This is a genomic window from Helicobacter pylori NQ4053, assembly GCF_000274605.1.
GTDB lineage: Bacteria > Campylobacterota > Campylobacteria > Campylobacterales > Helicobacteraceae > Helicobacter > Helicobacter pylori_CV.
Genome location: NZ_AKNV01000002.1, coordinates 108,354 through 121,477 on the forward strand (window position 1 = coordinate 108,354; position 13,124 = coordinate 121,477).

Annotated in this window: 12 protein-coding genes and 1 tRNA gene; 4 read left to right on the top strand and 9 right to left on the bottom strand. The window is 39.4% G+C overall.

Annotation, left to right across the window (positions count from 1 at the left end; all coding sequences use genetic code 11):
- Positions 1 to 19 precede the first annotated feature (19 nt).
- The 3 genes from AYS37_RS01475 to kdsB form a co-directional block, all read right to left on the bottom strand.
- A tRNA-Asn gene (locus AYS37_RS01475) sits at positions 20 to 94 on the bottom strand.
- Between the two features lie 128 nt (positions 95 to 222).
- A complete protein-coding gene (gene hopA / locus AYS37_RS01480) occupies positions 223 to 1,677 on the bottom strand; it encodes a porin HopA (protein WP_000751107.1) in 1,455 nt (484 codons plus the stop codon).
- Between the two features lie 190 nt (positions 1,678 to 1,867).
- Positions 1,868 to 2,593 (bottom strand): 3-deoxy-manno-octulosonate cytidylyltransferase, encoded by a 726-nt coding sequence (gene kdsB, locus AYS37_RS01485; protein ID WP_000584040.1) that lies wholly within the window; start codon positions 2,591 to 2,593, stop codon positions 1,868 to 1,870.
- Positions 2,594 to 2,700: 107 nt separating this feature from the next.
- On the opposite strand from kdsB, the gene dsbK reads away from it, so the two are divergent.
- From dsbK to AYS37_RS01505, 4 genes are read left to right on the top strand one after another with little or no spacing between them, the layout of a single operon-like run.
- The gene (dsbK, locus tag AYS37_RS01490; RefSeq protein WP_000603260.1) at positions 2,701 to 3,498 is read left to right on the top strand and encodes a protein disulfide-isomerase DsbK; all 798 of its coding nucleotides are present in this window, start codon (positions 2,701 to 2,703) and stop codon (positions 3,496 to 3,498) included.
- A 15-nt stretch (positions 3,499 to 3,513) separates the two neighbouring features.
- Positions 3,514 to 4,164 carry a UPF0323 family lipoprotein gene (locus AYS37_RS01495; protein ID WP_000743471.1) on the top strand — a complete coding sequence of 217 codons (651 nt, stop codon included), beginning with the start codon at positions 3,514 to 3,516 and terminating at the stop codon, positions 4,162 to 4,164.
- Between the two features lie 20 nt (positions 4,165 to 4,184).
- Positions 4,185 to 5,357, top strand: a complete 1,173-nt coding sequence (locus tag AYS37_RS01500) for a glutathionylspermidine synthase family protein (protein WP_001197124.1) — start codon at positions 4,185 to 4,187, stop codon at positions 5,355 to 5,357.
- A complete protein-coding gene (locus tag AYS37_RS01505; protein ID WP_000226285.1) occupies positions 5,357 to 5,887 on the top strand; it encodes a hypothetical protein in 531 nt (176 codons plus the stop codon). The genes AYS37_RS01500 and AYS37_RS01505 overlap by 1 nt, the downstream gene beginning before the upstream one ends.
- 770 nt (positions 5,888 to 6,657) lie before the next feature.
- On the opposite strand, the gene hcpE is transcribed toward AYS37_RS01505, so the two are convergent.
- From hcpE to AYS37_RS01535, 6 genes are all read right to left on the bottom strand, one after another.
- Positions 6,658 to 7,719, bottom strand: coding sequence for a Sel1-like repeat protein HcpE (gene hcpE / locus AYS37_RS01510; protein ID WP_000111688.1), 1,062 nt, complete (start codon positions 7,717 to 7,719; stop codon positions 6,658 to 6,660).
- 92 nt (positions 7,720 to 7,811) lie between these two features.
- Complete coding sequence (locus AYS37_RS01515) at positions 7,812 to 8,177, bottom strand: c-type cytochrome (RefSeq protein ID WP_001237815.1); 366 nt, start codon at positions 8,175 to 8,177, stop codon at positions 7,812 to 7,814.
- Positions 8,177 to 9,097, bottom strand: a complete 921-nt coding sequence (gene hemC / locus AYS37_RS01520; RefSeq protein WP_000517505.1) for a hydroxymethylbilane synthase — start codon at positions 9,095 to 9,097, stop codon at positions 8,177 to 8,179. The genes AYS37_RS01515 and hemC overlap by 1 nt, the downstream gene beginning before the upstream one ends.
- 10 nt (positions 9,098 to 9,107) lie before the next feature.
- The gene (gene proS, locus AYS37_RS01525) at positions 9,108 to 10,841 is read right to left on the bottom strand and encodes a proline--tRNA ligase (RefSeq protein WP_000899248.1); all 1,734 of its coding nucleotides are present in this window, start codon (positions 10,839 to 10,841) and stop codon (positions 9,108 to 9,110) included.
- A 3-nt stretch (positions 10,842 to 10,844) separates the two neighbouring features.
- Positions 10,845 to 12,194, bottom strand: coding sequence for a glutamyl-tRNA reductase (hemA, locus tag AYS37_RS01530; RefSeq protein WP_000418352.1), 1,350 nt, complete (start codon positions 12,192 to 12,194; stop codon positions 10,845 to 10,847).
- Positions 12,194 to 13,117 carry a polyprenyl synthetase family protein gene (locus AYS37_RS01535; RefSeq protein WP_001156735.1) on the bottom strand — a complete coding sequence of 308 codons (924 nt, stop codon included), beginning with the start codon at positions 13,115 to 13,117 and terminating at the stop codon, positions 12,194 to 12,196. Before AYS37_RS01535 ends, hemA begins: the two co-directional genes overlap by 1 nt.
- Positions 13,118 to 13,124 lie beyond the last annotated feature (7 nt).

The following is a 13,124-nucleotide window of genomic DNA, read 5'->3' on the forward strand; positions in this document are numbered from 1 at the left end:
AAAAGATGAGTTAAAAGTATGGCTCCAGATGTAGGATTCGAACCTACGACCAAGCGGTTAACAGCCGCCTACTCTACCGCTGAGCTAATCTGGAATTTCGCTCAAAAAAGAAAAAGAAATTTTAGTGTGTTTTTTGTAAAAAGTCAAGTAAAATGATGCCGTTATTCATTGAGAGCCAAAAAATTGGCTTTGTCCTCATTAGTAATGAGAACCGATTCAATATCAATAAGCCAAAACATAATTGAGATACACGCTATAAAGTCTTCGGTAGGTTAATTTAGCGCCCATGAAAGAATAGTAATTGGTGTTGATCGTAGGGATTTTCACGCCTAATTCAACGCCATGATGGATCCCTTGAAGCCTTAAACCGGTGTTGAATAAGAATTGGAAATTGGTGTTGTTGATTTTGGCGCTGTAGGCGCTATTGGTGATTTTTAAATTCGCAGATTGGTTATTAAGCCATGTCGTTCCCGCTAATGCGATACCCCCAAAAATACCAAAAGAGACTTTGCGGTTTTTATCGGATCCGCCATTGATGAAGTTCAATAAAAGATCACTGCCCGCGCCATAAGTGAAAACATTGGAAGCGGAGTTGAAAAAGTTGGATTTGATATAGGCATGGTTGTAATCAAAAAAGGCATAATACCGGATCCCAAAAAATTTATTTTTCCCAAAGAATTGCTTATAGCCTAATTGCACGCCCACGCCATTCATCGCCCCGTTATTAATTTGAGAGTTGATTAAACCCACGCTTCTAAAAGGGTTATGGCCAAACTCTTTGGTGGTAGTTTGGAATTCAGAATATTGGGTTTCGTTGAGAGAATAACTATAGCTAGATCGGCTCACCAAACTTTGAAGCCCTTTGGAGCCGGGCGTTTTTTGAAGGGTGTTATAGATGGTTGCTAAATTGTCCCCTTTGAGGTAAGAGATCGTATCGTTAATAACGCTTGATACTTGATTAAGGTTTTTATTGAAATCAGCGTTGGTAAATGCGCTTTGTTGGTTTTGGGGCTGGCTTGGGTCGGTTCTTCGGGCTTCCTTGGCGGCTTCTTTAGCACTACTTATCATGCTATTAATGGCACTAAAGGTGTTGCCAAAAATATTGCATGCGTTCCCGCTTGCATTAATGCCCCATGGTTTGCCATTGCCTCCATCTATTCCTGGACATTGGCTTTGAAGGGTATTAATAATGGTGCTAGCTTGAGTTAAAAGATGGTCGTAGTCATTTTCAATTTTAAGATCATTGTTTTTATTTTCTAGAGTATTTTGGAGCAATTGAGAAATCGTATTGATTTCGTTGTATTTATCAGTGGGTAGCGTGCCATTGGCTAAATTAGAGGCTACCACTTGCCACATGCCCACCGCAGAGCTGAGCGCTGAGGACACGGCTTGATTAGCGCTATTGGGGGTCGTTTTCAATCTACTAGCGCTCTCTTTTAGATTATTAATCGCTTGAGCGGTGCTTGAATTGGTGTTGGAGGCCGTTTGTTTGAGTTCGTTATAGCGGGTTAAAAGATTGTTCAAATTTTCGTAAGCGTTGGAGACTTTTTGGATTTCGCCGGTGTTTTTCACCATTTGCGCGGCTTCGCCGATTTGATAGCCCACGCTCATAAAAACGCCGTCATCTTCAGCAAGGAGCGATGACGCCATAAGAGAAAGTAAAATCGTTTTTTTCATAAAATGTTCCTTAAAGTAATGTTTTATTTGCAAAATCGTATCAAATTGAAACTTTATTTACAATGAGTTTAAATTGTGCCATAAATTTATTGAATTTTTAATAAAATTGAGCAAAAATTAAGAAATTTTGCTTTTTTTGGATTTAAAAAGAGGTTTTTGATGGTGAAAAATGCTTTTTAAAATTTATCGCTCAAAGGAGATTGGGGCTAAAAATTTTCAAAGCGTTTTGCAAATCCTCTTTGGTGTCAATGCCCACGCTTTGGCTTTGAACGATTTTCACTGCAATCTTTTTTTGGTAATACAAAGCCCTTAATTGCTCTAATTTTTCTATTTCCTCTAAAACGCAAGGTTTTAAAGCGCATAATTCTTCTAAGATTTCTTTATTGTGGAAGCCATAAATACCGATATGCCCTAAAAGGGGGGTTTGGCGTTTCGCATCAAAATCTCGTAAAAAGGGGATAAGGGAGCGCGAAAAATACAAGGCGTTATTTTGGCTATCTAAAACCACCTTGACTAAATTAGGGTTTTTGGCTTGCTCTTCATCAATGACTTTAGCGCAAGTCGCCATGAAAGGGGCGTTTTTGGTGGCTTCTAATAAGGCTAAAATGACTTCTTTTTCTAAAAAAGGCTCATCGCCTTGCAAATTTAAAACCCTTTCATCGTTTTTTAACCCTAAAATTCGCGCCGCTTCCAAACAGCGTTCTGTGCCGCTATTATGGTGTTTGGAGGTTAGCACGGCTTTAATGTGGAATTTTTGGCATGTTTGCATGATGCTTTCATCATCGCAAGCGACTACGCATTCATCTACCAGATTCGCATTTTTAGCGCAACGCACTACCATAGGCAGGCCAAAAATGTCTTCTAGCACTTTATTCTCAAAACGACTGGATTTTAATCTAGCAGGAATGATAATCATCTTTAAACCTTTTTAAGCCAAAATAGGGGATTTTATGGTATTATACCCATTAAAAGCTTATTCCTTTTATTGTAGGGGTTTTAGGCTATTGAACTTTAGGAGTTTTAATGATATTAAGAGCGAGTGTGTTGAGCACGTTACTTCTTGTAGGCTTAGGGGCAGCCCCTAAACATTCAGTTTCAGCTAATGACAAACGGATGCAGGATAATTTAGTGAGCGTGATTGAAAAACAAACCAATAAAAAGGTGCGTATTTTAGAAATCAAACCTTTAAAATCCAGCCAGGATTTAAAAATGGTCGTCATTGAAGATCCGGACACTAAATACAATATCCCGCTTGTAGTGAGTAAGGATGGTAATTTAGTCATAGGGCTTAGCAACATATTCTTTAGCAATAAAAGCGATGATGTGAAATTAGTTGCAGAAACCAATCAAAAAATCCAAGCCCTTAACGCCACCCAGCAAAATAGCGCGAAATTGAACGCTCTTTTTGATGAAGTGCCAGCTGATTATGTGATAGAGTTGCCCTCTACTAACGCTGAAAATAAGGATAAAATCCTTTATATTGTCTCTGATCCCATGTGTCCGCATTGCCAAAAAGAGCTCACCAAACTCAGGGATCACTTAAAAGAAAACACCGTGAGAATGGTTGTAGTGGGGTGGCTTGGGGTCAATTCGGCTAAGAAAGCGGCTTTGATCCAAGAAGAAATGGCGAAAGCTAGGGCTAGGGGAGCGAGCGTGGAAGATAAAATCTCTATTCTTGAAAAGATTTATTCCACCCAATACGATATTAACGCTCAAAAAGAGCCTGAAGATTTACGCACTAAAGTGGAAAATACCACTAAAAAGATTTTTGAATCTGGCGTGATTAAGGGCGTGCCTTTCTTATACCATTATAAGGCATGATATAAGGTTACTCTCATGAAAAAACCATACAGAAAGATTTCTGATTATGCGATCGTGGGTGGTTTGAGCGCATTGGTGATGGTGAGCATTGTGGGGTGTAAGAGCAATGCTGATGACAAGCCCAAAGAGCAAAGCTCTTTAAGTCAAAGCGTTCAAAAAGGCGCGTTTGTGATTTTAGAAGAGCAAAAGGATAAATCTTACAAGGTTGTTGAAGAATACCCCAGCTCAAGAACCCACATTATAGTGCGCGATTTGCAAGGCAATGAACGAGTGCTAAGCAATGAAGAGATTCAAAAGCTCATCAAAGAAGAAGAAGCTAAGATTGATAACGGCACGAGCAAGCTTATCCAGCCTAATAATGGGGGTGGGGGGAGTGAAAGCTCAGGCTTTGGCTTGGGGAGCGCGATTTTAGGGAGTGCGGCAGGGGCGATTTTAGGGAGTTATATTGGCAATAAGCTTTTCAATAACCCTAATTACCAGCAAAACGCCCAACGGACTTATAAATCCCCACAAGCTTACCAACGCTCTCAAAATTCCTTTTCTAAAAGCGCGCCTAGCGCTTCAAGCATGGGCGGAGCGAGTAAGGGACAGAGCGGGTTTTTTGGCTCTAGTAGGCCTACTAGCTCGCCGGCAGTAAGCTCTGGGACAAGGGGCTTTAACGCATAAAATCTATTTAAGGTTAAAAAATGCAAGTGATTCCTTTAAAACCTTTAGACAATAAGACCTTAGAAGAAATCGGCTTAGATTGGCACACGAATGACGACATGTCATCTTATATCGCTGATGAAATGGTGGTTGTTTCTCAAAAAGAAGCGGACGCTTATTATGACGCTTGTAATGAGCTTTATGACATGTTTGTAGAGACGGCTGAAGAGGCCATTAAAAACGATCGCTTTTTTGAATTGGATATTCCTAACGCGCTCATTCCTATGATCAAACAGAGTTTTGAAGAAGAAGTGCATTGGCATATTTACGGGCGTTTTGATTTGGCTGGGGGGCTTGATGGCAAGCCGATTAAATTACTGGAATTTAACGCTGATACCCCTACCATGCTTTATGAAACCGCGCTGATTCAATGGGCGTTACTCAAAGCCAATGGCTATGATGAAAACAAGCAATTCAATAACCTTTATGAAGCGCTTGGCGAGAATTTTAAACGCATGGTAACTTTGGGCGAAGACACGAGCCGTTTTGAGGAAATGTATGAGGGGTGGAAAATCCTTTTTTCAAGCGTTAGGGGGAATATTGAAGAAGAGCGCACTATGCGTTTTTTGCAAGACGCTGCTCAGAGCGTGGGGTTTGAAACGGATTTTTCTTACATTGATGAAGTAGAGTTTAATATAGAAGAGGGCGTGTTTAAAAACGGCTTGAATTATGAGTTTTTATTCAAACTGATCCCATGGGAAAATATCGCTATTGATGAGCCAGAATTAGCCCTTTTGATGCAAGGCATGATGGAAAATAAAAACACGATTTTTTTAAACCCCGCTTATACGATCCTTTTCCAATCCAAGCGTTTTTTAAAACTTTTATGGGACAGATACCCCAACCACCCTTTATTGTTAGAAACGAGCTATGAGCCTTTAGCCCATAAAAAGCAAATCAAAAAAGTGGCTTTTGGTAGGGAAGGGGCGAATAGTGAAATCTTTGAAGCTTCCATGCAATCGCTTTTGAAAACGGATGGCGTTTATTCTAACCACAAACCCGTTTATCAAGAGTTTTACGAACTCAATTCGCATAATGGGTTGTATTATCAGCCTAATGTGTTTTTTGCTTATGAATCTTGCGCGCTAGGGTTTAGAAAAGGGGGGTTGATCTTAGATAATTTTTCTAAATTCGTGAGCCACAGGTTGCAATAATGGTTGCAATGATGCGTTATTTTCACATCTATGCGACCACTTTTTTCTTCCCTTTGGCGCTTCTTTTTGCGGTTAGTGGGCTTTCATTGCTCTTTGGGGTGCGCCAAGACACTGGCGCTACTATCAAAGAGTGGGTTTTAGAAAAATCCTTAAAAAAAGAAGAACGATTGGATTTTTTAAAAGACTTTATAAAAGAAAACCATATCGCTATGCCTAAAAAGATAGAGCCTAGAGAGCATAGAGGAGCGTTAATCATTGGCACGCCTTTGTATGAAATCAACCTTGAAACTAAAGGCGCTCAAACAAAAATCAAAACCATTGAAAGGGGCTTTTTAGGCACGCTCATCATGCTGCATAAGGCTAAGGTGGGCATCGTGTTTCAGGCGCTTTTGGGGATTTTTTGCGTGTTTTTATTGTTGTTTTATTTGAGCGCGTTTTTAATGGTGGCTTTTAAGGACACTAAACGCATGTTTATAAGCGTTTTGATAGGGAGTGTGGTGTTCTTTGGAGCGATCTACTGGTCTTTGTAGGGTTTAAAATATCAGCTTTGTTTTGGATATTGGTCATGAAATCTAAAAAATACCTTTTGGGTGTTTTGATAACCAAAATAAAAAAGCTTGCGAAAAGCGAGTGATTTTCTCATAACGCGCTCTTGGGGGGGTTAGGAGAATTTAGTTTTGGGTTTGAAGAGGGCGTTAAAACGCAAAATACCCCCTTATGAGTTTTAAGAATCCCATTTTTTAAAAAATTAAAGAATAACTAAACCAACACAAAAAACCCCTAAAACTCTATCTTTAAACTGAAAGCGTATCTGTCTCATCTAACAACAATTTTTAAAAGAACGCCTGAAATTTAACTATTTTTCATTATTTTTATCAAGTCTTTTTATAGCGCGTGCATACCGCTCTGTTATCGTGTGATTCGTGTTTATAGCGTGCTTATAACAACACGCAAAGCCATAAATTAAAACCATTGAAAAACACAACCAAACGCATATCTATCCCATAGCGCAAAAACACGCTAAAACATTTTTATTTTATAGGAGTTTTAAACCTAAAACCCACTTCAAGCTAACCTAACAAAAATTTATACTATAAAAACACGCTAACAAACACAACCAAACAACCGCAAAAACATTCAAAAAGTTTTCTTTTTGAAAAAATAGACAAAACCCTAAAAACACTAAAGATTAAAAATTAATAGGGGGGATTTCTGCTTTAGCTCTTAAAACAGAGCCAAATCTTTGAAAAGTTTTGAGTTAAATAATAGATGATGATTAGGGGGGGATTGATTAAGATTTTCAATACCCCCTAAGTTTAGTGAGGTTTTCGCATGCTTGTTTCATGCCTAGCTTGCAGCCCTTGTCATAAATCATTATGGCGTTTTCTTTATCTTTCATGTTGTAATACATGCCCGCTAGAGCGAAGCAACCCACTTCATCGCCCATATCGCAACCCCTTTCATAATTATCAAGGGCTTTCCTCAAGTCTTTTGGAACAGCGTCCCCTTGCGAATACATAAAGCCCATCCTAGAGCAACTCACCGCGCTCCCCATATCGCATGCTTGTTTGAAATAATTAAAAGCCTTTTGGGGGTCTTTTTTGACATACCTGCCTAACATATACATAGAGCCTAAACTCGCGCAACCACCAGAATTGTTTAAAGCACAAGCTTTTTGCAAATAATCAAACGCCACTTCAAAATCTTCATCAAGCCCTGCATCGCCATTTTCAAACAAACTCCCTAACGCGCGGCAAGCCTGCCCATCGTCCAATCGGCATGCTTTCAAATAATAGATGACGGCTTTATGGTTGCTTTGTTTGACTTCTAAAAAGCCTTTTTCATAAGTCACGCCCAAAACATAACACCCCTTAGCCATATCAAAATTACAGCTTTTTTGATAGTAGGTAACCGCTTGATCGGCATTGCCTTTGATTTTTCTATCATAAATAATGCCTAAATTGTAGCAACTCTCAGGGTGTTTTAAAACGCACGCCTTAGCATAAGCGTCAATGGCCTCTTGATAATTTTGAGCCGTGCCTAACCCCTCATCATAAAGCCCCCCTAAACCAAAACACCCTTCCCTATCATCAGCCTGGCATGCGGTTTTATAATATTCTAGGGCTTTTTTATAATCTATTCTAGTGCCTTGCCCGTTTTCATAAATGATTCCTAATTGCGTGCAACCTTCACTCACCCCATCGTTGCATGCTTTTTTAAAATAAGATGCCGCTTTAGAATAATTCCCGCTTTTATAGGCTCTTTCAGCAACCCCCAAAAAACTATTGTCTTGTTTCCCCCATAAATGGGCATTCAAAAAAAATAACCCACAAACTAATATTTTTAAAATTTTGACACTCATTTTTACCTTCTTTTAAATTCTGATTTTTAGAACCCTCTTTAATCAAAACAAAAAATGCAACGCTCCATTTTAACATAAATCAAGCGCTTTGATTAAGGCTTGGAAGAATCCTTACGTTCTTCTTTATGCCCTAAAGAGGTGATATAAAGGTAAATCGCTTGGATTTCTTCTAAATTCAGGTTGTATTTAGGCATCATGCCTTTGCCCAAACTCAAGGCGTCTTTAAAGGTTTTAAAATCTAAATGGTTGATTTTAGGGGCGTAGAGGATTTTTTTTTCGCCTTTTTCATAATAAAAGGTGATTTCTTGTTTTTCGCCTTTAATGCCATGGCATTTCGCGCACGCAACACCCCTAGGGTTTTTATAAAGAGCCAGCCCGTATTCTAAATCAGAGATGAAATCCGCTTCTTTAGCGTTCAAACTTAACAAGCTCAAACCTAACGCAATCAATAAACGCATTAAAACAACTGCGCCTTTTCTAAAATCTCTTTCGCCCCGCTTTGTAAAAATTCTTCTAAAAGCTCTTGAACTAAATCAAACGCTTTAGTTTTATCCCCTTGCTTTTCTTTAGTGATGACTTCTTTCCCGTTAGGCAAGCCTAAAACCGCCTGGATTTTAACCTTATCGCCCATTAAACTCGCATGCACGCCAATAGGGATCTGACACCCCCCATTAAGCCCTTTGATAAACTCCCTTTCTAAACGGCAGCAAAACGCACTTTCTTCATCGTTGAGTTTTTGAAGCGTAATAAAATGCTTGTGGTTTTTGAGCATTTCTACCCCTAAAGCCCCCTGACCCATGCTAGGAATCATTTCTTTTACGCTAAAAGCCTTGCGGTATTTCGCCCCTTGAATGTTTAAGCGGCACAATCCGGCTTCAGCTAAAATGATAGCGTCAAATTCACCGCATTCAAGCTTTTTCAAACGGGTTTGGACATTCCCCCTTAAGCTTTCTGTGTCTAGATCCTGGCGTTTCAGTTTGATCTGCATAGAACGCCTTAAAGAAGTCGTGCCAACCTTGGCTCCTTTAGGCAAGCTCATCAAATCAGGGAATTTCACGCTCAAAAAAGTGTCCCTCACATCAGCCCTTTTAGTGATGCAAGCCAAGTCTAACCCCTTTTCAAACACGACCGGCACATCTTTTAAAGAATGCACCGCCAAATCAATTTCGCCTTTTAAAAGCAATTCTTCCAATTCCTTAGTGAATAGCCCCTTACCGCCGATCTTATTTAAAGGGGTGTCTAAGATTTTATCGCCTTTAGTCTTAACGATTTGAATCTCGCTTTCTATCAAGCATTCTTTTTTCAGGCGTTCTTTAATGTGATTCGCTTGCCATAAGGCTAGTTCGCTCCCCCTAGAGCCAATCACTAATTTTCCCACTCAATCCCTCTTATTCGCTCGCTAACATTTCTAAAATTTTTTCTTCTAATTCAATGTCTTTAAGCGTTTGTTTTTCTAAATTAGCGCGTTTGATGCATTCAAATTCTTTATTCTCTAAAGTTTGCTTCCCAATAATGAGCGCCAATCGTTCCCCAATCAATTCAAAATCTCTCATCTTCGCCCCAAAACGCGCGTCTCTGTCATCTAACAGCGCATCAACGCCCTTTTGGAGCAGCCTTTCATACACTTCAAAAGCGAGTTTTTTTTGCGCTTCATCTTTCCAATTAGAAACCACGATCACCACATCAAAAGGAGCGGTATTTTTCGTCCACACGCAGCCTAGATCATCGCTTTTTTGCTCTAAAATCGCACTGAGCAACCGGCTAATGCCTATCCCATAGCACCCCATTTCAAAAAATTGCTCCTTGCCATTCTTATCCAAGAAACTCGCCTTCAAGCTTTTAGCATAGCCTTGCCCGAGTTTGAAAATATGCCCCACTTCCAAACTCTTATGGTATTTCAACGCTCCTTGACAATTAGGGCAACAATCGCTCTCTTTAACCTGGACAATATCTGCATGAACAAGGTTTTCAAACCCTTTTAAATCCACGCCCACCGCATGAAAATCCTTTTCATTAGCCCCAACGATCAAGCAATCGCTCTCTTTTAAATCTTCATCAAAAATGATATAAGAAACATGCTTTTTCAAGCCATAAGGCCCTATAAAGCCCGCTATTAACCCTGCTTTATTTAAATCTTCTTCATTGGCCTCTCTTAATTCTAGAGCGTTCGCCCCTATAATGTTCAAAGCATTTAGAGCTTTAACTTCCTCTAAATTGTCATCACCTCTAACAAAAAAGCACGCTAGGGTTTCTTTATCTTTATGGATCACTTTTTTAACAAGCGCTTTTAAAACAAAATAAGGCTCTGTTTTAAAAAACTCCGCCACGCTTTGTGCACTGGTGGTATTAGGGGTAGGGAATTTCGCTAATTGCGCTTTGGGGACATTTAAAGGCTCAGGCCTTTTAGAGCGTTTAGCGATTTCAATGTTGGCGGCATAATCGCAATTTTGACACACCACGATCGTGTCTTCCCCGCATTCTGTTAAAACGACAAATTCCCTACTTTTACTCCCTCCAATCGCCCCGCTATCCGCTTCCACGATGCGAAAATCCAAACCCAAATCGCTTAAAATTTCTTTATAAGCGCTCTGCGTGTTTAAAAATTCCTTATCCAAGCTTTCAGCGTCTTCATGAAAGCTGTAACCATCTTTCATGATAAATTCCCTCGCTCTCACCAACCCGAATCGTGGGCGGATTTCATCACGGAATTTCGTGTGGATTTGGTAGAGATGGACGGGCAATTGCTTGTAGCTTTTAATGAAATTAGCGGCAATTTCGGTGATATTTTCTTCTAAAGTGGGGCTTAAAACAAAATCATTGTCTTTTCGGTCTTTAAAAACCAGTAATTCCTTGCCGTATTTATCCAAACGGCCTGATTTTTCCCACAAACTCGCCAAAACCACAAAACTCATTAAAATATTTTGCGCCCCATGCTCTTGCATGCGTTTGTGCGTGATGTTTTCTATTTTGTCTAGCACTTTTTTAGCTAAAGGCAAAAAATTATAAATCCCGCTGCCTACTTGATAGATGTATCCTGCTTGAGCTAAGTGCTTATGGCTTTTTAACACGGCATCTTTTGGGGGTTCTTTGAGCGTTGGGGCAAAAAGTTTTGAAAATAGCATGCATTATTCCTCGTAATATTCGCATTTATAGAGATTCAAATTTTGGGCATGACAAGTGGTAGATTTGTCTAAATTAAACAAGTTTTTAATCGCGCCCACAAGCACATCGGATTCTTCTTTTTGGGCGTTCTTTTTTAAAGCGATGGTCGGGTGGTGCAAAAAGGTGTTGAAAGCGTTGTGCAAGATCTTTTCAATATTGCCTTCGTATTCTTTAGGCACGTAGCGTTTTTTGAGCGCCTTTTGCAATTCCTTTTGGGCTGAAATCCTAGCCAATTCCCTTAAATCCTTAATCAAAGGCTCTACTTCTAAACTTTGGATCCATTGGTAAAATTCCATTGTGGCAAGCCCTACAATCTCATAAGCTTTCGTTCTGCTTTCTTGCCTGTTTCCCACATTTTCTTTCACCATAGGCTCTAAATCATCCACGCTGTATAAGAAAATATTATTGCATACCGGCTTTTCAATATTTCGTGGCACGGCTAAATCAAACCAAAAACGCCTGAAAATCGTTTCTTTTAACAGGGAATTTCGCACGATAAAATTCGGCGAAGAAGTGGCGCAAAAAAGCAGTTCGTATTCATTGATATAAGCGCTTAAATTTTCTATATTTTGAAAGCTCACTTTTTTAGGCTCTTCTAATTCCTTGACAAAATCTTCAAATTTAGCCGCATTACGCCCTAAAATAAGCGCTTCAAATTGCTTGTTTAAAAGGTGCTTGATGACTAATTGAGCCATCTCGCCAAGCCCTATCACAAGAGCTTTTTTATCCTTAATCTTTTCTTTTTCAAAAATACTAAGCGCTTCTTTAACGGCTACTGAAGAGATGGAAACCCCTTGCTTGGAAATGCCGGTTAGATTGCGCACTTTAGCGGCGCATTTGAAAGCAAAATGGAGCAATCGGGTTAAATCTTTGGAGCAAAATTTCTCTTCAAAGGCGAATTTATAGGCGTTTTTCATCTGCCCTGTGATTTGAGTTTCCCCAACCACCAGGCTATCCAAACTGCTGCACACGCTAAAGACATGATGGACCGCACTTTCATCAGTATTGATTAAAACGCATTTTTCTAAATCAGACACGCTCATTTTTTTATTTTGAGCCAGGATTTTTAATAACGCGCTTTTTTGCTCATGAGTATTAGTGCCGTGTTTCAGGCTCGCATAGATTTCAAAGCGATTGCATGTGGATAGCACCATGCACTCTTTGATATTGGGGCAATGGTTTTTAATCGTTTGTAAAAATTCTTTAAGCGTTATGGGCGAATTGATAGCGAGTTTTTCGCGCATTTCTAAGCTCATGCTTTTATGCGTAAAGGCTAGGGTGAAATATTTTGACAAATGAGTTTCTAACTCCATTAAAAAGTCCTATAAATGACGTCTTGCGCTAGTTTTTCTAAAATCAAATTGTTTTCCCCTTTAATGGCTTCAAGGGCCTTTTTAGAATAAACTTGAGCGATTTTAAGGGTTTCTTCTATGATACCATGTTGCTTGAATTTTTCCTTAGTCCATTCTATGATTTCATGGCTATCTTGTTTGAAATAGGAAATTAAAAGCCCTTGTTCATGCGGATTCAATTTTTCATATAAAAGCAAGTAGGGTAGAGTGGTCTTGCCTTCTTTAAAATCGCTAAAATTGGGCTTACCTAGAGTGTTGGCGTCTTGAGTGATGTCTAATAAATCATCAATGATTTGGAACGCCATGCCAAAATGCAACCCAAAATCCGCATACATTTTGGCGTCTTTATTTAAAAGAATTGCCATGCTTTTTAAGCTCGCTTCTATGAAATGGGCGGTCTTGTCTTCTAAAATACGCCAGTATTTTTGTTTGTCGCTATTAAAACATTCCCCCACAAACACATCTTCAATCTCGCCCCTAGAGAGCCTTAAAACCGCATTAGAGAGGATTTGAGCGATGGATTTGCCCATTTTAGATAATTCAAAAAAGGCTTTAGAATAAAACACATCCCCAAGCATCACGGCGTTAAAATTCCCAAAAAGAGCGTTAATGCTGGGAAGTTTTCGGCGCATGGTCGCCTTGTCAATCACATCATCATGCAATAAAGAAGCGGTCTGTATCATTTCCACAATCGCGCACAAATTGAAGGCTTTATCTAATAAAATAGCGTCTGTTTTTTCGTCTAACAAAGCGAGCATGAGTTTGGAACGCAGCATCTTTGAAGGGCCAATCTTAGAAAACAATTCATCTATAAAGCCGCTTTCAATTTCCTTGATCCAAGAAGCGATTTTGTTTTGAATGGCTTTAAGTCGTTTTTCTTGCATGCAAATT